The 20824-nt window shown below is 72.8% G+C and carries 19 protein-coding genes; 14 read left to right on the top strand and 5 right to left on the bottom strand.

The window, feature by feature from the left end:
• Positions 1-180 precede the first annotated feature (180 nt).
• The gene (locus ACWDLG_RS36510; RefSeq protein WP_354909857.1) at positions 181-1056 is read left to right on the top strand and encodes a MurR/RpiR family transcriptional regulator; all 876 of its coding nucleotides are present in this window, start codon (positions 181-183) and stop codon (positions 1054-1056) included.
• 50 nt (positions 1057-1106) lie between these two features.
• Here the strand turns inward: ACWDLG_RS36510 and ACWDLG_RS36505 are convergent, their stop codons facing one another.
• Positions 1107-3017: an N-acetylmuramoyl-L-alanine amidase gene (locus ACWDLG_RS36505; protein WP_354909855.1), complete on the bottom strand. Its 1911-nt coding sequence runs from the start codon at positions 3015-3017 to the stop codon at positions 1107-1109.
• A gap of 115 nt (positions 3018-3132) precedes the next feature.
• Between ACWDLG_RS36505 and ACWDLG_RS36500 the strand changes: the two genes are divergently transcribed.
• Positions 3133-4494, top strand: coding sequence for an FAD-dependent oxidoreductase (locus tag ACWDLG_RS36500; protein ID WP_449928879.1), 1362 nt, complete (start codon positions 3133-3135; stop codon positions 4492-4494).
• 4 nt (positions 4495-4498) lie between these two features.
• Here the strand turns inward: ACWDLG_RS36500 and ACWDLG_RS36495 are convergent, their stop codons facing one another.
• Positions 4499-4936, bottom strand: coding sequence for a VOC family protein (locus ACWDLG_RS36495; protein ID WP_449928877.1), 438 nt, complete (start codon positions 4934-4936; stop codon positions 4499-4501).
• Positions 4937-5025: 89 nt separating this feature from the next.
• Between ACWDLG_RS36495 and ACWDLG_RS36490 the strand changes: the two genes are divergently transcribed.
• Positions 5026-5631 carry a response regulator transcription factor gene (locus tag ACWDLG_RS36490; RefSeq protein WP_449928875.1) on the top strand — a complete coding sequence of 202 codons (606 nt, stop codon included), beginning with the start codon at positions 5026-5028 and terminating at the stop codon, positions 5629-5631.
• On the opposite strand, the gene ACWDLG_RS36485 is transcribed toward ACWDLG_RS36490, so the two are convergent.
• Both ACWDLG_RS36485 and ACWDLG_RS36480 read right to left on the bottom strand, forming a co-directional pair.
• Positions 5557-7428, bottom strand: coding sequence for a histidine kinase (locus ACWDLG_RS36485; protein WP_449928873.1), 1872 nt, complete (start codon positions 7426-7428; stop codon positions 5557-5559). The genes ACWDLG_RS36490 and ACWDLG_RS36485 overlap by 75 nt on opposite strands.
• A 13-nt stretch (positions 7429-7441) precedes the next feature.
• Complete coding sequence (locus tag ACWDLG_RS36480) at positions 7442-9109, bottom strand: lysylphosphatidylglycerol synthase domain-containing protein (protein WP_449928871.1); 1668 nt, start codon at positions 9107-9109, stop codon at positions 7442-7444.
• Positions 9110-9195: 86 nt separating this feature from the next.
• On the opposite strand from ACWDLG_RS36480, the gene ACWDLG_RS36475 reads away from it, so the two are divergent.
• Genes ACWDLG_RS36475 through ACWDLG_RS36450 form a run of 6 tightly spaced genes read left to right on the top strand, consistent with a single transcriptional unit; the run spans position 9196 to position 15899 of the window.
• Positions 9196-10068: an NAD-dependent epimerase/dehydratase family protein gene (locus tag ACWDLG_RS36475; RefSeq protein WP_449928869.1), complete on the top strand. Its 873-nt coding sequence runs from the start codon at positions 9196-9198 to the stop codon at positions 10066-10068.
• Positions 10065-11552 (top strand): hypothetical protein, encoded by a 1488-nt coding sequence (locus tag ACWDLG_RS36470; protein WP_449928867.1) that lies wholly within the window; start codon positions 10065-10067, stop codon positions 11550-11552. The genes ACWDLG_RS36475 and ACWDLG_RS36470 overlap by 4 nt, the downstream gene beginning before the upstream one ends.
• Positions 11539-12546 carry an iron ABC transporter substrate-binding protein gene (locus tag ACWDLG_RS36465; RefSeq protein ID WP_449928865.1) on the top strand — a complete coding sequence of 336 codons (1008 nt, stop codon included), beginning with the start codon at positions 11539-11541 and terminating at the stop codon, positions 12544-12546. Before ACWDLG_RS36470 ends, ACWDLG_RS36465 begins: the two co-directional genes overlap by 14 nt.
• Positions 12547-14043 carry an ABC transporter permease gene (locus ACWDLG_RS36460; protein WP_449928863.1) on the top strand — a complete coding sequence of 499 codons (1497 nt, stop codon included), beginning with the start codon at positions 12547-12549 and terminating at the stop codon, positions 14041-14043. It abuts the gene before it with no gap.
• Entirely contained in the window at positions 14040-15116 is a 1077-nt protein-coding gene (locus ACWDLG_RS36455; protein ID WP_449928861.1) for an ABC transporter ATP-binding protein, read from the top strand. Before ACWDLG_RS36460 ends, ACWDLG_RS36455 begins: the two co-directional genes overlap by 4 nt.
• A gap of 9 nt (positions 15117-15125) precedes the next feature.
• The gene (locus ACWDLG_RS36450; protein WP_449928859.1) at positions 15126-15899 is read left to right on the top strand and encodes an enoyl-CoA hydratase/isomerase family protein; all 774 of its coding nucleotides are present in this window, start codon (positions 15126-15128) and stop codon (positions 15897-15899) included.
• 100 nt (positions 15900-15999) lie between these two features.
• On the opposite strand, the gene ACWDLG_RS36445 is transcribed toward ACWDLG_RS36450, so the two are convergent.
• Positions 16000-16146, bottom strand: a complete 147-nt coding sequence (locus ACWDLG_RS36445; protein ID WP_449928857.1) for a hypothetical protein — start codon at positions 16144-16146, stop codon at positions 16000-16002.
• Between the two features lie 112 nt (positions 16147-16258).
• On the opposite strand from ACWDLG_RS36445, the gene ACWDLG_RS36440 reads away from it, so the two are divergent.
• From ACWDLG_RS36440 to ACWDLG_RS36420, 5 genes are all read left to right on the top strand, one after another.
• On the top strand, positions 16259-16597 hold the full coding sequence (locus tag ACWDLG_RS36440; protein ID WP_449928855.1) for a hypothetical protein: 339 nt from the start codon (positions 16259-16261) through the stop codon (positions 16595-16597).
• Positions 16588-17793, top strand: coding sequence for a DUF6395 domain-containing protein (locus ACWDLG_RS36435; RefSeq protein ID WP_449928853.1), 1206 nt, complete (start codon positions 16588-16590; stop codon positions 17791-17793). The genes ACWDLG_RS36440 and ACWDLG_RS36435 overlap by 10 nt, the downstream gene beginning before the upstream one ends.
• An 82-nt stretch (positions 17794-17875) precedes the next feature.
• Positions 17876-18718: a M55 family metallopeptidase gene (locus tag ACWDLG_RS36430; RefSeq protein ID WP_449928851.1), complete on the top strand. Its 843-nt coding sequence runs from the start codon at positions 17876-17878 to the stop codon at positions 18716-18718.
• Positions 18711-20264 (top strand): flavin monoamine oxidase family protein, encoded by a 1554-nt coding sequence (locus tag ACWDLG_RS36425; protein ID WP_449928849.1) that lies wholly within the window; start codon positions 18711-18713, stop codon positions 20262-20264. The genes ACWDLG_RS36430 and ACWDLG_RS36425 overlap by 8 nt, the downstream gene beginning before the upstream one ends.
• Positions 20265-20281: 17 nt before the next feature.
• On the top strand, positions 20282-20797 hold the full coding sequence (locus ACWDLG_RS36420) for a YbaK/EbsC family protein (RefSeq protein WP_449928847.1): 516 nt from the start codon (positions 20282-20284) through the stop codon (positions 20795-20797).
• Positions 20798-20824: the final 27 nt, after the last annotated feature.

Raw genomic sequence — 20824 nt, 5'->3', positions numbered from 1 at the left:
GCGTCACTCCTGGTCGACGGAGCATCTCGATCTTCATCAGGTGCCGGATGGTCGAGGCCGGGCAGCGTGGCCCTTGCCGCTCGGGTTCTGGTTCCCCCCAGGTCGAATCCCGCTTTGACGGTTTGTGGGAAGGACGTCCGACAGCGATCGGTGCGCCCGTCCAGGCCCCATAATCGGTATGTGGAAGACACCCGGAACGCTCTCAGGGCCGACACGCTCGTGGCCACCGTCCGCGGCGTCCTCCCGTCGCTGACTCCCGCCGCCCAGACCGTGGCCAGGCTCATCCTCGAGGACCCCGCCACCGTCGCCCGTAGCACCATCACCGAGCTCTCGGCCGCCTCGGGCACCAGCGAGGCGACGATCGTCCGCACGGCGAGGCTCCTCGGGTTCGCCGGCTACCCGCAGCTCAGGCTGGCCCTGGCGGCCGCCGCCGCGCAGCCTGACCGGCTGGTCCCGGGCGACCTGGCCCCGGACGACCCGCTGTCGGAGGTCATCCTGAAGGTGTCCCGCGCGGAGTCCGAGGCGATCAACGACACCGTCGCCCAGCTCACCTCCGAACGGCTCGGCCTGGTCGTCGACGCCATCGTGGGCGCCCGCAGGATCGACTCCTACGGCGTGGGCGCCTCCGGCCTGGTCGCCGAGGACATGGCGCAGAAGCTCATGCGCATCGGCCTGTCCAGCCACGCCTTCCAGGACGCCCACCTGGCCCTGACCAGCGCCGTCCTGCTCAAGGAGGGCGACGTCGCGATCGGCATCAGCACCTCCGGCGAGACCCCCGACGTGCTGGAGCCGTTGCGGCTGGCGGGGGAGGCGGGGGCCACGACGGTCGCCATCACCAACAATCCGCGCTCGTCGCTGGCCGAGCTGGCCGAGCACGTGCTGATCTCGGCGGGCCGGGAGACCGAGTTCCGCCCCGGCGCGCTCGCCAGCAGGATCAGCCAGCTGCTCGTCGTCGACTGCGTGTTCGTGGGGGTGGCGCAGCGGACGTTCGACACCTCACAGGAGGCGCTGCAGAGCACCAGGCGCGCGGTCGCCGACTTCACCCGCAAGCGCTGACACAGCGATCGGGACCCCACCCGGGCGGGCGGGGTCCCGATGCGAGGGACCTACTGGAACGACACCGTGACGTCGTCGGCCTTGACGAACATCACCCGGTGCCCGAACTGGACCTGCAGGTACCGCGTCTTGCCGCGCACCACCGTGTGCGGCGCCGGGTCGAAGGTCACCGCCCGGTAGTACTCGGTGGCCGCGGGGCCGGCGAGCGTGTACTTCTCTCCCGCCGAGAACGTGTACTGCAGCGGCGTCACCGCCTGGTACGGGATCCCCGCCGGGTAGGCCTCCTTCTCGGGGTAGGCCCTGCCGTACACGGGGACGGTGGCCAGCCCCGGGCGGGGGGTCACGACGAACCCCATGGACGGCACCGCGGTCGGGTTGTCGGCGGGGTTGTGGAACCACGCCTTCTGCCCGAGGTACCAGATGGCCGTCCAGTCGCCCTGCCGGTCGGCCACGGCGTAGCGCTGGCCGGTCGTGGCGCGGGCGCTGTGGTCGTAGACGCTGTAGAGCGAGTCACCGGTGGGGTGCTTGCCGATGTCCTTGACCAGCGGCGCGTCGGCGCGCGGCTCGGTGCGCAGCCACACCGTGGAGGCGGGCAGCGGCGGGCACGCCGCCGACGGGTTCTTGCGGTCGCACCCGTAGAAGTACGGCTTGTTGGTCGCGAAGTCGGGCTTGATCATGATCGAGCCGGCCTTCGGCCCGCCGAACTGGTGCAGCGGGGCGCCCATGAGCTCGAAGTAGTGCGCCCAGTCCCAGAACGGTCCGGGGTCCTCGTGCATGCCCCGCACCGTGGTCGGCAGCGTGCCGGGCACGTTGTCGTGGCCGAGGATGTGCGCGCGGTCGAGCGGCACGCCGTGGCGCATGGCCAGGTAGCGCACGAGCTTGGCGGACGTGCGGTACATCGCCTCGGTGTACCAGGTGCTTCCCTCGGCGAGGAACCCTTCGTGCTCGATGCCGATGGACTTGGCGTTGATGTACCAGTTGCCCGCCTGCCAGCCGACGTCCTTGGTCTTGATCTGCTGGGCGATGTGACCGTCGCTCGACCTGACCGAGTAGTGCCAGCTACCGGGCCACGTGGGGTCCTGGTTCATCCTGACGGAGGGCGCCCAGTAGCCCTCCATGTCGTGGATGATGATGTAGTCGACCTTCTGGCTCTGCGGCCGGTCGGCCAGGTCGTAGTGCCCGTAGTCGTCGTCGGGCAGCTGCGCGTACGCCGCCGGGATCCACTCGCAGGAGATCGAGTTCGGGCACTCGACGCCGTCGCGGCGGGGCAGGGAGAGCCCGAGCTTGTCGAGCCACTCCACGATCTTGCCCAGTCCTGGCACGGGCTTGAGGGCGACCTGTTGCCCGTCGTCGGTCTTCCGCGTCATGCCCGAGGCGATCACCGAGTAGACCTCGTCGGCGAAGAACTTGGCCGCCTCGCGCTCGGTGGCGCCCGAGTAGCGGGCCACCGCGCCGTACCACTGCGCGGGGTCGTCGCTGAGCGGCGCCCCGAGCTGCTTCTGGTAGTCGGCGAGCAGGGCCGCGCCGCCGCGGATGTTGGCCGCGGGGTCGGTCCTGAGCGTCTCGTGCGACTCGCCGGTGAGCTCGGCCGCCTTCTCCATGGTCTTCAGCGAGGCGGGGATGTCGGCCGGGGCCGCGGGCGGCTCGGCGGGCAGGGCCAGCGGGCGGCTGTCGTCGCCGCGCGCGTCCTCCTCTCCCTCACCGTGGTGGTTGGCGCCGGTGAAGGCCGCCGCGTCCGTCAGGTGCATGGGGCCGAACCCCGCGTTGTTGCTCGGCTGGCCCGCGTGGGCGTCCCAGCGGGACTGCAGGTAGGACACGCCGAGCAGCACGCTCTCCGGCACCTGGTAGGCCTCGGCCGCCGCCGCGAACGCCTGCTGCCGGTCCTCCGGCGCTTCTGCCTGCGCGACCCCTGCGGGGATCAGTAGCGGTAAAAAGCACGCGACCGCCAACGCTCTGCGCATCGAAGACTCCTTGACTGGGGGGTCGTACCGGAGTCAGCGTCTCAACATTTTCCTTCCTCTAGAAGAGTATTGAGAAGATATTTTTCATAACTTCACCCGGTAGGGTGACCGCGCCATGGAACTCGTGATTCTCGGAGCCGGCCCGGCCGGCCTGGCCGCCGCCTGGCGCGCGGCCCTGCGCGGCGTGCGGGTCACCGTGCTGGAGCGCTCCGCTCAGGTGGGCGGTCTGTCGTCGAGCTTCGAGGTCGCCGGGATCAGAGTGGACCACGGCAGCCATCGCCTGCACCCCGCCACGCCGCCGAACCTGCTGGCCGACCTGCGCGGACTGCTCGGCGACGATCTCCAGATCAGGCCGCGCAACGGCAGGCTGCGCGTCGGCGACCGCTTCGTCGGCTTCCCGCTGCGGGCGGGCGAGCTGGCGCGGCGCCTGCCGTACCGGATGCTGGCCGGGATCGCGCGCGACGCGGTCGTCGCGCGCGGAGGGGACGACTCGTTCGCGGGGCTGCTGCGGGCGAGCCTGGGACCGACGCTTTACGGCGCCCTGTACGAGCCTTACGCGGTCAAGCTGTGGGGGTTGCCCGGCGAGGAGATCGACGCGGACCAGGCGCGCAAGCGGGTCACCGCCGACAGCCCCTGGAAGATCGCCCGTAGGGTGCTGCGCGGGTCGCCGACCGGGCAGGGAAAGATCTTCTTCTACCCGCGTCGCGGGTTCGGCCAGATCGTCGAGGCCATGGCCGAGGCGGCGGCAGCGGCGGGCGCCGACATCCGCCTCGGCACGGCCTGCCAGTCGCTCGTGCCGGGGCCCGCGGGCGTGACCGTGCACACCGACACCGGGCGGCTCGAGGCCGGGCACGTCTTCTCCACCATCCCCATGCCCGCCCTGGCGCGGCTGGTGACACCCGGCCCGCCCGCCGAGGTGACGGCGGCGGCGCGCAGGCTGGAGTTCAGGGCGATGGTGCTGGTCTACGCCGTGCACGAGGGCGGCCGCTGGTCACCGTACGACGCGCACTACCTGCCCGGCCCTGAGACGCCCGTGACCAGGATCTCCGAGCCCGCCAACTACCGCGTCAGCGCCGGCGACCCCGCCGGCCACACCGTGCTGTGCTTCGAGATCCCCTGCCAGGTCGGCGACGCCGTCTGGACCGCGGACTCCTACGAGGACCTGGTCAAGGACTGCCTCCACGCCGCGGGCCTGCCCCCGCTGCGGCTCGCGGGCGTGGAGGTCCGGCGGCTGCCACACGTCTATCCCGTCTACCGCAACGGCTACGCGGGCCACCTGGCCGGGCTCGACGCGTGGGCGGGGCAGGTGCCGCACGTCACCACGTTCGGCAGACTCGGCCTGTTCGCCCACGACAACACCCACCACGCGATGGCCATGGCCTACGACGCCGTCGCCGCGCTGACCCCGCACGGCTGGGACGCGGCCGCCTGGGCGGCGGCCCGCGCCCGTTTCGCCCATCACGTGGTGGAGGACTGACCCGTCAGCCGTTGGCGGCGTCCTCGAGTGCCTTGACGTCGATCTTCGACATCTTCAGCATGGCCTGCATGGCCCGCTCCGCCCTGGCCGGGTCGGGGTCGCTGAGCAGCTTGGGCAGCGCCTTGGGGATGATCTGCCAGGAGAGCCCGTACTTGTCCTTGAGCCACCCGCACTGGCTCTCCTCGCCGCCGTCGGCGATGAGCCTCGCCCACAGCTCGTCGACCTCGTCCTGCGACTCGCAGTCGACGTAGAGCGAGATCGCCTCGGTGAACCGGAACTGCGGGCCGCCGTTGAGCGCGAGGAAGCGCTGGCCCTCGAGCTCGAACGTCACCATCATCGGAGTGACCTCGACGATCCTGGAGTTGCCGAAGATGGAGACGTAGTGGTTGGCCGCCTCCTCCGCCTGGTTGTCGAACCAGAGGTAGGTGGTGATCTTCTGCATGATGTGCTCCTTTCCGTTGTCGTTATAGTCGCCAAGACCGACAGAACCGTTGTAGTGCCACGCTCACCGGTTTCGTGTGAAGGATTCACATGATCAGAGTCTTGATCGCGGAGGATGTGCGCATCCTGCGCGAGACGCTGGCCGCCGTCCTCGCGCTGGAGGACGACCTGGCCGTCGTGGCGGCCGTGGAGCGGGGCGACCAGGTCGTGCCCGCCGTGCTGGAGTCGCGGCCCGACGTGGCCGTGCTCGACATCGGGCTGCCCGAGCTCGACGGCCTGAGCGCGGCGGCCCTGCTCCGCGACCAGGCGCCCGCCTGCCGCACGGTGGTGCTCACCGGGTTCGCCAGGCCCGGCTACCTGCGCAGGGCGATGGCCTCGGGGGTCAGCGGGTTCGTGCTCAAGCACTCGCCGCCCGCCGACCTGGTCGACGCCATCAGGAAGGTGGTCAAGGGCGAGCAGGTGGTCGACCCCAAGCTCGCCGTCGCCGCCCTGCGCAAGGCCGACAACCCGTTGGCCGCCCGCGAGGTCGACGTGCTGCGGCTGGCCGCGACCGGCGCGCAGGCCGACGAGATCGCCGTACGGCTCTCGCTCAGCAGGGGCACGGTGCGCAACTACCTGTCGTCAGCGGTCATGAAGCTCAACGCCAGGAACAGGGTCGACGCCATCCGCATCGCCGCCGACGAGGGCTGGCTGTAGCGGCAGCTCCGCCACCAGCTCGAACCGGCCGGCCGCCCGACCGGCCCGCAGCCGCCCGCCCAGCGCGGCCACCCGCTCCTCGAGGTTGCCGATCCCGGCGCCGCCGTCCCGATCGGGTACGGCCGGCGCCACCCCGTCGTTGGCCAGGCGCAGCCGTACCAGCGGCGCCTCGTGCGTGATCTCCAGCGTGCAGCGGCGTGCCGCGCTGTGCCTGAGCACGTTGGTGACGCCCTCCCGCAGCACGGTCGCCAGCGTCGCGTCCACCTCCGTGGGCAGCCGCACGGGTGTGAAGGACCAGCTCACCTCGACGCCCGCCGCCTCCAGGACGGCCCGCGCGGACTCGGCCTCGGCCGCCAGCGAGATCTGTGTGCGCCCCGCGGCCACGGAGTCGAGGTCGGCCAGCACCTGGCGGGCCGCGTCGAGGCCGTCGGACAGCTGCCGCCCGGCCGCGGCGGGATCGCGCTCCAGCAGCCGGAAGGCCAGCTCCGCCTTGAGCACCACCACGGACAGGCCGTAGCCGAGCAGGTCGTGCAGGTCCCTGGCGAACCGCAGCCGCTCGCGCGCCACCTCGACCCTGGCCAGCTCGGCGCGGGCGGCCCGCAACTGGACGGTCAGCCTGGCCATCCGCCAGAGCGCGTAGACGACGACCGCCCGCTCGGTCAGGTAGACGACGCCATAGGCCACGTCGAGGCCGTTGCCGGCCAGGCCCGAGACCGTCAGGTGGAAGACGACGTCGCCGACCACCACCGCGCCCGCCCCGATCCACCGCAGCGGGCCGCGCAGCAGCACGACGACGGCGCCCGGCAGGAACGTCGTGACGTACCAGAGCTTGGCGCCCAGCACCAGCGTCGGCGCGTAGGCCAGCACCAGCATGGCCGCCAGCACCCACCGCCGGTGGCGCCCGTCCGACAGGCAGGTCCGCAGGTACAGGGCCACGAACGCGGCCAGCGCGGCGACGAACACCGCCAGCTGGAGCCCCGTCGGCCTGATCTGGAGGAGGTGGCGCACCTCATGAGGCACGATCATGAGCAGCAGGGTGACGACCACGAGCACGCGCACCACTCCGGCGGTCAGGTCGCCGGCCACCGCCCTGGCGGGCGCGCCGGCGCGGTGCGCGTGGGAGACGGACCTGACCTCGGTGAGCGCCGTTCGCGCCGTCGCGAGGCTCGACTCCAGCTCGGCGCGCGTCAGGCCGGGCCGGCGCAGGGCGGCGACGACGCGTTCGAGGCTCCCGCCGACCCGCGCGTTGAGCTCCTCGGCGAAGGTCAGCCGCTCGCGGGCGACCTCGGCGGCGGCCAGCTCCGCCCGGGTCGCGCCCAGGTCGACGATCAGGTCGTAGAGGCGGACCACGCCGTACAGCGCGACGCCGACGAAGGCGGCCTGCCCGACCACGAGGTAGAGCGCCTCGCTCACCGTGTCGCGCACGGTCGTCGCCGACCAGTACTGGGCGGCCAGCACCAGCGAGAACGCCGTCCACCGCGGCCACGGCCTCCTGACCAGCAGCAGGACGGCGGCCGCGAGGAAGCCGGTGTTGCCGTACCAGGTGCCGGCGAACCACACCAGCCCGGCCGCCGTCAGCACCGCCTGGACGGCCAGCGTCACCGGCCACCGGCGCGGCCTGCTCCCGTCGGTCCGCCGCACGCAGTTGCGCAGGTGCAGCGCCAGCAGGACGGCCAGCATCGCGAACGCGACGGCCTTCCGCGCGGGCGGGTCGGGGGAGTAGACGACGCCGATGACACCGCCGAAGGAGAAGCCCGCGCTGACCACCACGGCGACCAGCTGCGCCAGCCGTAACATCGCGCCTCCACTGTCACGTGTTCAGCTCACGATGCACCGCGGGGATCACCTTGCGAAGGTATTTGCCGAGTTTCACGAAAGATTCACCGCTTTGCCGGAAGGCGTAGCGGATGGGCACCTCGCGATAGACGAAGCCCTTGGCCAGCAGGTCGAGCGTGAGCACCTGGGCGTAGTTGTAGTCGTGGATCACCTCGGCGGCCGCGACGGCGGCCGGGGAGAAGGCGCGATAGCCGCTCTGGCCGTCGGTCAGGTCGCGCCGCCTGGTCAGCCAGCGCATCCACACGGTCAGCACCCTGTTGCCGAACCTGCGGTGCGGCAGCATCCGCTCGATGGTGCCGGCGAAGCGGGAGCCGACCACGTAGTCGGCCGCGCCGCTGAGGACGGGGGCGGCCAGCGACTCCAGGTCCTCGGGGAAGTACTCCAGGTCGGCGTCCAGGTAGACGGCCGCGGCCGGGCGCAGCCGCGCCGCCTCCGCCAGGCCGCGCCGTACCGCCGCGCCGAGACCCAGGTTGCGCGGCTGCGGCAGGACGACGGCGCCCGCCTCACGCGCGCGGGCGGCCGAGGCGTCGGTGGAGCCGTCGTCGATCACGAGGGTGACCAGGCTCCTGCCGGCGACGGCCGAGGGCAGCCTCCTGATCACCTCGCCGATCGTGGCCTCCTCGTCGAAGACGGGGATGAAGGCGACGACGGGCGCGTCGTCCGGCACGGGACACGGTGCCGGACGGGACGGCAGCCGGCGCGGGAGCCGGAGCCGGCCGAAGTAGCCGGGAGCGGGAACGCCCAGGGCGACGCCGCCCACGACGAGGGAGTAGGCGGTCTTCACCGCGTGCGTGAGCAGCGCGACGGCGAAGGCGGTCCCGCCGGGCACGGCCAGCGCCACCATGGCGGCGGTGGCCGCGGCCTCGTAGGAGCCGAACCCGCCGGGGGTGACCGCCACGGTCTGGGCGGCGATGGTGACGGCGGTGACGGCGACCGCGTCCGCGGCGGACAGGTCCGCACCCGCCAGCCTGGCGACCTCGTAGACGACGGCGGCCTCCAGCACCCAGGCGAGCGCCGCGCATCCGCACACCGCGATCGCCCGCAGCCACTCCACCCGGCCACGGACGCCCCCAGGCCCGCCGGTGCCAGGCGCCCCGGACGGTGCCGCCCGCGTCGCGGCGGCCCTGCGGTGGCGGGCGGCGAGCGCGAAGCCGGCGACCGTGGCGAGCGCCAGGACCGCGGCGACGGGCCACACCCACCACCCGGCGGCCGACGACACCAGCGCGGGCGCGGCGGCGACGGCCAGCAGGACGACGGCCAGCAGGTCCGCCGAGCGCGCCCCGACCGCGGAGGCGACCACCTGGGTGGGCGCCAGCGAGGTCCTGCGCAGCACGGAGGTCACCCGCAGCGCCTCGCCGAGCCGGAACGGCAGCACGTGGTTGCCCAGCAGCGACACGTGGATCGCCGCCCACGACTGCCCGAGCGGCAGCCCCGGCAGCACCAGGGTCCACGCCCACGAGCGCAGCACGAACGCCGCGCCGTACAGGAGGATCGCGGCGGCCAGGCCGAGCGGGTCGGCGAGCAGGGCGCGGGCGGCCCGGGCCAGCGCGGGACCCGAGACCACGTCCGCGAGGTACCAGACGGCCACGCAGAGCGCGACGACGCCGACGGCGCGGCGCAGGGCCTTGGGCATGACGTGCATCGGGATCCTTGGAGGTCAGGCGAAGTGAGGTTAGGCTACCTTTACCCTGCAAGGAGAAACGAGAGGCGGGGTAGCAGGTGACGTGCGTGGTGACCGGTTCCGCCGGATTCATCGGAAAGGCGCTGACCGAGACGCTGCTCGCGGCGGGCCACAAGGTGATCGGGATCGACAGGATCCCGCAGCCGTCCCGTCCCGGGCTGACCGTCCTGACGGCCGACCTGCTGGACGACGACGAGCTGGTCCGCGCCGCCCTGGAAGACGCCGACGCCGTCTACCACCTCGCCGGCCGCCCGGGGGTCCGCGACCACCGCCCCGGCGTCGAATGGCACCGCCACCGCGACAACGTGCTCGCCGCCGCCAGGGTGCTGGCCGTCGTGCCGCGCCGAGTGCCCGTGGTCGTCGCCTCCTCCAGCTCCGTGTACGGCGGAGCCCGCCACGGGCGGCCCAGCGCCGAGACCGACACACTGCGGCCGCTCGGCGGCTACGCGCGCAGCAAGGCCAGGCTCGAAGCGCTGTGCGCCGGGCGGCCGACCACGATCGTCCGGCCGTTCACGGTCGCGGGGGAGGGGCAGCGGCCCGACATGGCGCTGTCGATCTGGCTCGCGGCGGCCGTGGCCGGGCGCCCGCTACGGGTGCTCGGGTCACCGGAGCGCACCCGCGACGTCACCGACGTCCGGCAGGCCGCGCGTGCCCTCGTCGACCTGACCGGGATGCCCGGCGTGGTCAACCTCGGGACGGGGCGCGGGCACACGCTGCGCGCGATGGCGGCGGCCGTCGCGACGGTGACGGGAACGGACGTCGCGCTCGTCGTCGAGCCCGCGTCCGGAGCCGAGCCCCACGACTCGCTCGCCGACACGCGCCGGCTGCGGTCGCTGATCGGATGGACGCCCGAGACGGACCTGCTCGACGTGGTCCGGCGCCAGCACGCGACATCAGGGGAGCTGGTGGGCGCGGTATGAAGCCGCCGGTCCACCGCTCGCCCGACGGTCCCCGTCCGACCGCGACGGTCCCCGAAGGGACGCCCCCGCACCCCGGCGCGTCCGGCGGGGGCCGGATCGCCCTGCGGTGGGCGATCGCCGGGGTCGCGCTCCTCGCGGCCCTGGCGGCGCTGCTCGGCATCGGGGTGCGGGCCAGCTTCGGCGCGCACGTCGCCGTCGACGAGCCGCAGTACCTGCTCACCGCCCTGTCGATCTACGAGGACTTCGACCTCGACATCAGCGACGAGCTCGCCGCGTGCAGGTGGGTGCCCTGGGGCGGCGAGGTGCTGCCCGTGCAGACCGAGGTGCTCGAGGACGGCAGGCAGATCAGCCCGCACGACCCGCTCCTGCCGGTGCTGCTGGCCGTACCGATGGGGCTCGGCGGGTGGGTGGCGGCCAAGGTGACGCTCGCCCTGATGGCGGGCGCGCTGGCGGCGCTCACCCTGTGGACGGCGGTGCGCCGGTTCGGCGTGCCGTACCGGCCGGCGACGGCGGGGGTGGCACTGGCCTTCGCGAGCGCGCCCTTCGCGGTGTACGGCCAGCAGGTCTATCCGGAGCTGCCCGCGGCCCTGGCGACGGTCGCCGCCGTCGCGATCCTGACCGCCTGGCCCGCCCGGCCGGTGTCCGGCCCCGCGGCGGACCCGCGCCGGCCCCGGCCGTCGGCCCTGTGGGCGTTCGGCCTGGTCGTCACCGCCCTGCCGTGGCTGTCGGTGAAGTACGCCCCCGTGGCCGCCGTCATCGCCCTGCTCGGCCTGTGGCGCGCCAGGTCGAGGGCGCTGGCGGCCGGGTTCGCCCTGATGGGCGCCGCCTACCTGGTGATCCACCGGCTGGTCTGGGGCGGCTGGACCGTCTACGCCAGCGGCGACCACTTCCAGCAGTCGGGCGAGTTCGGCGTGATGGGGTTCGACCCCGACTACGCCGGCCGCGCCTTCCGCCTGCTCGGCCTGCTCGTCGACAGGGGTTACGGCCTGGCCGCCTGGCAGCCCGCCTGGCTGCTGCTCGTGCCCGCCGTCGTCTGCGCGCTGCGCGCCCCCCGGCGGCCGGTCCTGCTGCTCCCGCTGGCCGCCGCCTGGCTGACGGCGACGTTCGTGGCGCTGACCATGCACGGCTACTGGTGGCCGGGCCGCCAGCTCGTCGTCGCGCTCCCGCTCGCGCTGATCCTCGTCCTCGCCTACGTGGCCACAGCCTCCAGGCCGGTGAAGGCGCTGGCCGCGCTGCTCGGCGCGGCGGGCGTGCTCACCTACGGCCTGCTGGTGGCCGACGGCCTCGCCGGCCGCATCGCCTGGGTCTCCGGGTTCGAGGACGTCAGCTCCCCGATCTACCGGGCCGCCCGCCTCGTCCTGCCCGACTACCGGCAGGGCTGGGCGCTCTTCTGGCCCTACCACGTCGCGTGGCTGGTCCTCGTGCTCGCTCTGGCTCTCGCTCCGATCATCATGCTGAGAAGGAAAACTCATGTCACTCCGTAGGCTGGTCGCCACCCTGCTCGTCCCCCTGGCGATGCTCACCGCTTGCGGCGGTGAGAAGGGCTTCGACGACGACGCGCTGGTCGTCTACTCCGGTCGCAACGAGAACCTGGTCGGCCCGCTGCTGGAGAAGCTCGAGAAGGCCACCGGGCTCGACGTCCAGGTGCGCTACGGCGACAGCGCCGAGCTGGCCGCCCAGATCATGGAGGAGGGCGACCGCACCCGCGCCGACCTGTTCTTCTCCCAGGACGCCGGGGCGCTCGGCGCGCTGTCCAAGCACGGCCTGCTCGGCACGCTGCCGCAGGACCTGCTCGGCAAGGTCGACCCGAAGTACCGCTCGGCCGACGGCACGTGGGTGGGCGTGTCGGGACGGTCCCGGGTGATCGTCTACGACCCGCGCACGGTGCCCGCGCCGCCCAAGAGCGTGTTCGAGCTGACCGACCCCAAGTGGAAGGGCGCGATCGGCTGGGCGCCCACGAACGCCTCGTTCCAGGCATTCATCACCGCCATGCGGGTGCTCGACGGCGAGGACAAGACACGGCAGTGGCTGCAGGCCATGAAGGCCAACGGCACGCAGAGCTACCCGAACAACGTCGAGATCCTCAACGCGGTCGACGCGGGCACGCTGCGGCTCGGTCTCATCAACCACTACTACTGGTACGAGAAGGTCGCCGAGCGCGGGCAGAGCGGCGTGCCCTCCCGCCTGGCCTACCTGCCCGGCGGCGACCCCGGCGCGCTGATCAACGTGGCCGGCGTGGGCGTCCTGAAGAACGCCCAGCACGCCGACGCCGCGCGGAAGGCCGCCGCCTACCTGCTCGACGCCGACGCCCAGCGCTACTTCGCCGCGAAGACCAAGGAGTACCCGCTGATCGCGGGCGTGGAGGCGGAGCCGGGGCTGCCCAAGCTCGCCACCCTCAACGGGCCCGCGGTCGACCTCGGCAAGCTCGACTCGTTGGAGCAGACGCTCAAGCTGCTCCAGGACGTAGGCCTGGTCTAGGTGGCCCGTCACATCCCCGCAGCCCTGCTGGTCCCGGCGGCCGTCACCGCGGGCCTGTCCCTCGCGCCCGTGGCCTACCTCGTCGTGCGGGCCGTGGAGGGCGGGCTGCCCGCCTTCGCCGCCACGCTGTTCCGCTCGCGTACGGCCGAGCTGGCCGTGCGCAGCATCGGGCTGGCGGTCGTCGTCACCGCGTTGTGCGTGGTGCTGGGACTGTCGCTGGCCTGGCTCGTCGTGCGGACGGACCTGCCGGGGCGCAAGGTGTTCGGCGTGCTGGCGGCCCTGCCGCTGGCGGTGCCGTCGTACGTCGCGGCGTACACGTGGATCTCCCTCTTCCCGGAGATCTCGGGGTTCTGGGGGTCGGTGCTGGTGCTGACGCTCTGCTGCTATCCCTACGTCTACCTGCCCGCCACAGCCACGCTGAGCCGGATGGACCCGGCGATGGAGGAGGTGGCGCTGTCCCTCGGCAGGGGCCGCGCCCCCGTCGTCGTGCGCCAGCTGCGCCCCGCCGCGGCCGCGGGCGGGCTGCTCGTGGCGATGTACGTGCTCGCCGAGTTCGGCGCCGTCTCGATCATGCGCTTCGACGTCTTCACCACGCAGATCTACACCGCCTACCGCGCCTCCTTCAACCGCACGCCCGCCGCCGTGCTGGGCCTGCTGCTGGTGCTCATCACGCTGCTGATCGTGCTGGGCGAGGCGCGCTCGCGGGGCAAGGCGGCCTACGCGCTGCGCGGCGCCCCCGCCAGGCGGCGCACCACGGTGCGGATGACCCCCGTCGCCAGGGTCGCCGCGACGGGCTGGGCGGCGGCGGTGGCCGCGCTGGCCGTCGGGTTCCCGTTGGCGGGCATCGGCTACTGGCTCCTGGACGGCTCGTCGCGCGGCATCGACGCCGCCGACCTCGGCGAGTCGGTGGCCGCCACGCTCGGCGTCTCGGCGGCAGGGGCGCTGCTGACGGGGGCGCTGGCCGTGCCCGTGGGGATCATCGCGGCCAGGCACCGCACGTGGGCGGCCAGGTTCGTGGAACAGTCGTCCTACGTCGGGCACGCGCTGCCCGGCATCGTGATCGCGCTGTCGCTGGTGTTCTTCGCCGTCCGCTACGCCTATCCCCTCTACCAGCAGTGGCCGCTGCTCGTGCTGGCCTACGCGGTGCTGTTCATGCCGGCGGCCGTCGGTGCCGTACGGGCCTCGGTCGTGCAGTCGCCACCCGTGCTGGAGGAGGTCGCCCGCTCGCTCGGCCGCGGCCCGCTCGGCGCGGTCAGGTCGGTCACGCTGCCGCTGGCACTGCCCGGCGTGGCGGCGGGCACCGCGCTGGTCTTCCTGACCGCGATGAAAGAACTGCCCGCCACCCTGCTGCTGCGGCCCACCGGCATGGACACGCTGGCCACCCAGCTGTGGACACAGACCGGCTCAGGTTCGTACGGCGCCGCGGCCCCCTACGCCGCGCTGCTGATGCTGCTGGCGGCGGTGCCGGGATTCCTGCTCGGGAGGCGTGAGGCATGAGCGGACTGACCGTTTCGGGGATCGTGAAGGCGTTCGACGGCGCGCCGGTGCTCAGGGGCGCCTCGCTGTCGGTGCGGGAGGGCAGCTTCGCCGCCGTGCTCGGCCCGTCCGGATGCGGGAAGACGACCCTGCTGCGGATCGTCGCGGGCTTCGAACGCGCCGACGCGGGATCGGTCTCCCTGGGCGGGCGCGAGGTGACCGCGCTGCCGCCGGAGAAGCGGCGGGTGGGGATCGTGCCGCAGGAGGCGGCGCTGTTCCCGCACCTGTCCGTCGCGCGCAACGTCGGGTTCGGGCTCCCGCGCGGGGGCTCCAGGGCGGAGTGGTCGTCACGGGTCGAGGAGTGCCTCGAACTGGTGGGCCTGGCGGGGTACGGCTCCCGCATGCCGCACGAGCTGAGCGGCGGCCAGCAGCAGCGCGTCGCCCTGGCCCGTGCGCTCGCGCCGCGACCGGGGGTGGTCCTGCTCGACGAACCCTTCAACGCGCTGGACAGGTCGCTGCGCGGGGTCGTGCGCGACGAGGTCAGGTCGGCGGTGAAACGCGCGGGGGCGACGTGCGTCCTGGTCACGCACGACCAGGAGGAGGCGCTGTCCATGGCGGACGTGGTCGCGGTCATGCGCGACGGCCTCATCGTGCAGTCGGACACGCCCGCCGAGGTGTACGCGTCGCCCGTCGATCTCGGGGTGGCGACGTTCGTGGGCGAGGCGGTCGTGCTGGACGCGATCTCGTCGGGCGGGGTCGCCTCGTGCGCGCTGGGCCGGTTGCGGCAGCGGTCGAACGGGGTGGCGGGGGCGGGCTTCGTCGCCCTCCGCCCGGAACAGGTCACCCTGACGGCCGGTTCCGCCCTTCCGGCCGACGGGGCAGGAAACGGGCAGGCCGGCACCCCGGCGTCCGCGGCGCCGAGGGGGCGGGTGGCGCGGCTGGAGTTCTTCGGGCACGACGCCGCCGTCACCGTCACCATGGACGACGGCGTGGTGATCCGCGCCAGGACCAGAGGCGTCGCCGTCCACCAGGTGGGCGACATGGTCGAGGTCGGCGTCGACGGACCCGTGCTCTTCTTCCCCGCCGCCGGATAAGGTCGCCCCATGGGTGAGTTTGTACGCGTCGAGGTGTCCGGCCAGATCGCCACGATCAGGCTCGATCGTCCGAAGATGAACGCCCTCAACGGGCAGGTCCAGCGCGAGATCGCCGAGTGCGCCCGCGCCGTGGACTCAGACCAGGGCGTCCAGGCGGTGGTCCTGTACGGCGGGGAGCGGGTGTTCGCCGCCGGGGCCGACATCAAGGAGATGGCCGACATGTCCTACGCGGACATGGCGGCCCACTCCAAGACCCTCCAGGACTGCTTCACCGCCGTCACCCGCATCGGCAAGCCGGTCATCGCCGCGATCACCGGCTACGCGCTGGGCGGCGGCTGCGAGCTCGCCCTGTGCGCCGACTTCCGCGTGGCGGGCGAGGGCGCCAAGCTCGGCCAGCCCGAGATCCAGCTCGGCATCATCCCCGGCGCGGGCGGCACCCAGCGCCTTCCCCGCCTGATCGGCCCGGCCCGCGCCAAGGATCTGATCTTCAGCGGACGCCACGTCACCGCCGCCGAGGCCCTGTCCATCGGCCTGGTCGACAGGGTCGTCCCCGACGCCGAGGTCTACGAGGCCGCGCTGGCGTGGGCGGCCACGTTCGTCGGCGGGCCCGCGGTCGCCCTGCGGGCCGCCAAGCAGGCCGTGGACGCGGGGCTGGAGGTCGACCTGGACACCGGGCTCGAGGTGGAGCGGCTGCAGTTCTCCGGCCTGTTCGCCACGGAGGACGCGAAGACCGGCATGCGCGCCTTCGCCGAGAAGGCCAAGCCCACGTTCACCGGCCGCTGACCCTTCCATCCCGGGGGCTCGCCTTCGCGCCGAGCCCCCGGGCCCCGGCGACGCCGGCGGCCTTCCCCGCGACCCCCGGGAGCGGCGTGCCGGGGGTTGGTCACTCCTTGATGACGGCGTCGCGCGGGCCGTCGTACACCGTGTTGCGGTCGTAGCGCCGGTCGGTGACGAGCAGGCGGACCGCGTTCTTGCCGTTCTCCTGCGCCTCCCACACGATCCAGTCGTCACCCACGGGGGTGTCCTGCACGCGCAGGATTCCGACGAACGTCTGGCCGGGCTTGAAGAGCTTGATTTCTGGTCAATCTCCAGAATCCCGACAGGCCCGGGTGGCAGAGGGTTTGCCGCTATCGTGGCGTTTCATGATGCGCGTCCTTGTCCCCGCGCGGCTGAGGAAGGCCGTGCGCTCGTGGTTCGACTCCCGCTACATCTCGGTCGCCGACCACCGCCAGGACATCAAGGACGCGTTGTGGGAGGTCCAGACCCTCCGCAGGGAGGTGACGAGCCTCCAGGAGGAGGTGCGGCGCCTCAGGGCGGCCCCCGGGCCCGCCGGGCCGCGCCCCGACCCCAAGGTCGCGGAGAAGGCGGACGAGGCGCACCGGCTGGCGCTCGAGACCGCGCAGGCGCTCGACAAGGTGCTCCAGAACGAGGTGCTCGTCTGGCAGGCGATCGACGAGCTGAAGGAGCGCTCGTGCGCGTGAGCTGGAGCGGGGGAGAGCTGACGTTCCGGCTCGACCCCGAGGACGAGATCACCGGCAGCGCCGCCGACGGCCACCCGGTGAAGCTGGCCACCAACTCGTGCGAGATCAGGGGCGTGCCGGGCGACGCGCACGACGACCTGTGGGCGGTGGCCGCGTGGACCGTCGTCGCGCCGTGGACGCGCAGGCGGATCACCTTCGACCGGCCGATATCGCCGGAGCTGGCGCGCGTGCTGCACGACGGGTGGGGCGTCGAGGCCGGGCCCGTCGGCGGGACGCCGCGCGCGGCGGGCAGGACGCTGGCCATCTCCTACAGCGGCGGCGCCGACTCGGTCGCCGCCGCGACGATCTTCCCCGACGCCCCGTTCGTGCACTTCAGGCGGGTGCCGCACCAGCGGGTGCCGAACCGCTGGCCGCACTACCGGTCGGACGTGCTGGCCAGGCTCGCCGCGCAGACGGGCCGCGAGGTCACCACGGTCGAGTCCGACCTGGAGTTCACGCTGGCCGAGCCGCGGCCCGGCTACCCGGAGCACCACGCGGTCGCGGCGGGCGCGCTACTGCTCGCGGACGAGATGGACCTGGGCGGGCTCGCGTTCGGTTACGAGCTCGGCTCGCGGTGGCTGGGCGGCGACCGCTACCTGCTGCGCTTCACCCCCGACAACCCCATGTGGGCGCCGCACGGCGCGTGGGGGCGGCTGTTCGCGGCGGCGGGGGTGCCCATCGTGCTGCCCGTGGGCGGCGTCAGCGAGGCGGTCACGATGCGCATCGCGCTGGACTCGCCGCTGAAGGCGCAGGTCAGGTGGTGCCTGAGGGGCACCGGCGGGCCCTGCCGTACGTGCGGGAAGTGCCTGTACAAGGAGCTGATCCAGGCCGCGGTCGAGCGCCGCCCGATGGACACGCCGATCACCGCGAACCGTCCCGTGGCGCGCAAGTGGCAGGAGCCGCCGCCGTACGGCGGGCAGGAGATGATCGAGTACGGCTGCGCGCGCGTCCCCGGGATCGAGACGACGCCGTTCGCGAAGGCGGCCCACCACCTGCGGGCGACGGAGGAGTCGACGGCGTGGCTCGACCACTGCTACCGGCCGGCGGTCGAGGAGATCCCGCGGGCGTGGCGGGACCAGGTGGCGGACTTCATGGCGACGCGGGTCGGGTTCATGGACGCGGCGCAGGAGCGGCGGGTGGAGACGTGGGGCGCGTGACCGTCGGAGGAGCCGCACGGCTCCCTCATGAGAGGCACGCGGGCGGGCCCGGACCGGGCCGCGGGCGAGTGGAGGCGATGAGGTGAAGGTCTACCTGTCGGTCGACATGGAGGGCGTGACCGGGCTGACCGACCCGGAGGAGATGCACGCGGGCAAGCGCGGCTACGAACGCGGCTGCGAGCTCATGACCGCCGACGCCAACGCCGCCATCGAGGGCGCCTTCGCCGCGGGCGCCACCAGCGTGCTGGTCAACGACGCCCACGGCTCCACCAAGAACCTCCGGATCGACCTGCTCGACCCCCGCGCCACCCTCATCCGCGGCCCCGGCAAGTCGCAGCGCATGGCGCAGGGGCTCGACGCCTCGTTCGACGCCGCCATGTTCGTCGGCTACCACGCCCGCGCCGGGGTGCAGCACGGCGTGCTCAACCACACCTGGATGGGCAAGGAGATCCAGAACGTCTTCCTCAACGGCGAGCCGTGCGGCGAGACCCGGCTGGTCGCCGCCTGCGCGGGCTTCCACGGCGTGCCCGTCGTGCTGGTCGCGGGCGACGAGGCGGTCGGCGAGGAGGCCAGGGGCGTGCTCGGCGACGTGGAGACGGTCGCGGTGAAGAAGGGGATCGACAAGTTCTCCGCCGAACTGCTGCCGCCGAGCCTGGCCCAGGCGCGCATCCGTGAGGGCGCGGCCCGGGCGCTTGCCCGGTTGAGCGACTTCACGCCCTACGCGGCGGCCAGGCCGTACACGCTGGGTGTGGAGTGGAACTCCACGGCGATCGCGGCGGCCTGCGCGCTGGTTCCCGGGGTGAAGCAGGCGGGGCCGCGGGAGATCGAGTTCGTGACCGGCGACTTCACCGAGATCATGGCGTTGATGGGCCTGTTCGCGACGATCGGCGGGCAGGTGGCCTGCGGCAGCGGTCCGTATGGCTGACCGGGCGACGCTCACCAGGCGGGGCCTGCTGGTCGGGATCGGCGCGGCGGGCGGCGCGGGGGCGATGTACGCCGCCATGGGCGCGCTCGGGATGGCCCCCTCGGCGCAGGACAAGGCCTTCACCCCGCCCCGGCAGGGGGATTTCACGCTCAAGGGCAAGGGCGCCGGGTCCGTGGTCGTCCTCGGCGCGGGCGTCGCGGGCCTGACCGCCGCCTACGAGCTGGGCAAGGCGGGCTACGACTGCACCGTGCTGGAGGCGAGCGACCGGACGGGAGGCCGCAACCTCACCCTGCGCGGCGGCGACCGGCTCACTGAGCTGAACGGCCCCGCCCAGGACGTCCGCTTCGGCGAGGGCGTCTACTTCAACGCGGGGCCCGGCAGGATCGCGCCGTGGATGGTCACGATGGACTACTGCCGCGAGCTGGGCATCCCCGTCGAGACGTTCGTCAACACCAACGCCGCCGCCTACGTGCACACCAACGGGCGGACGGTCCGCAACAGGACCGCCCGCGCCGACATGTACGGCTACATCGCGGAACTGCTGGCCAAGGCCACCCACCAGGGCACGCTCGACCGCAGGCTCACCGAGGACGACCAGGAGCGCCTGCTGGAGTTCCTGCGCAGGTTCGGCGACCTGGGGCCCAAGCTGTCCTACGAGGGTTCGGAGCGCCGCGGCTTCACCCGGTACCCGGGCATGGACGGCGGGACGGCGATCGCCGGGCCCGTGTCCGTCCACGACGTCCTGGCGGCGGGTGTCGGCCGGGCGATCACCAACGACTTCGGCTACGACCAGGCGACGCCGATGTTCCAGCCGGTCGGCGGCATGGACGCGATCGTCGTCAAGCTGGTGGCGGCCGTCGGCCGCGACCGCATCAGGACCGGCGCGAGAGTCACCGCGATCACGAACCAGGACCACGGCGTCACCGTCACCTGGGACGGCGGCGAGCTCACCGCCGACTTCTGCGTGGCCACCCTCCCACCGCACGTGCTGGCCAAGATTTCCCACAACCTTGGGGCAAACGTTACGAGTGCCCTCAAGACCCCCGTTCCGGTCGCCGCCGGCAAGATCGGACTGGAGTACGGCAGGCGCTGGTGGGAGCTGGAGGACCGCATCTACGGCGGCGTCACCGAGACCGACCTCGACATCACCCACATCTGGTATCCGTCGCACGACTACCACGCCCAGCGCGGACTGCTCGTCGGCTACTACAACGCCGACGAGGCCGCGCACCTGTACGGCGCGCTGACCCCCGAGGACCGCAGGCGCCGCGCGCTCACCCAGGGCAAGAAGATCCACGGCGAGAAGTACCGGGCGGACCTGCTGTCGAGCGTCTCCATCGCCTGGGAGCGCCAGCCGCACCTGCAGGGCGGGTGGGTTCGCTGGCCATCCTTTGATTCGTCCTTCACTCTCCTGCAACGTCCGTCTGGAAGGGTTTACTTTGCGGGTGACTGGCTCACTCATCTGGTGGCCTGGCAGGCAGGCGCCATGGAGTCGGCCAGGAGCGCCGTGACCCAGCTCCATCAGCGGGCCGCCGCGTCCGCGTGAGGCGTAGGGTCCTGGTCATGACATTGCACTGGGTTTCCGCGCTCGATCGGCTCGATCTGCTCGCCGAACCGGTGGCGCTGGCCGTACGTCACATGGAGGAGGAGGTGCGCGTGGCCGAGATCGACCCTGACCTGGCCGACACGGCGGCCTTCTGCGAAACCTACGGTGTGGCGATGGACGCGTCGGCCAACTGCGTGGTGGTGGCCGCCAGGCGCGGCGGCGAGGTGCGCTACGCCGCCTGCATGGTGCTGGCCACGACACGAGCCGACGTCAACGGTGTGGTGCGCAAACACCTCGACGCGCGCAAGGCCAGCTTCGCGCCGATGGACGACGCCGTCTCGCTGACCGGCATGGAGTACGGCGGCATCACCCCGCTCGGTCTGCCCGACGACTGGCCGATCCTGGTCGACGCCCGGGTGGCCGCGCATCCCGACGTGGTCATCGGCAGCGGGGTGCGGCACTCGAAGCTCGCCCTGCCGGGGGCGGCGCTGGCGGGGTTGAAGACCGCGGAGGTCCTGGATCTGGCGAATTGAGACTGAGGCGATACCGATGATTGGGAA

The organism is Nonomuraea sp. NPDC003727 (genome assembly GCF_053586935.1).
This window is presented reverse-complemented; position numbering and strand designations above follow the sequence as displayed.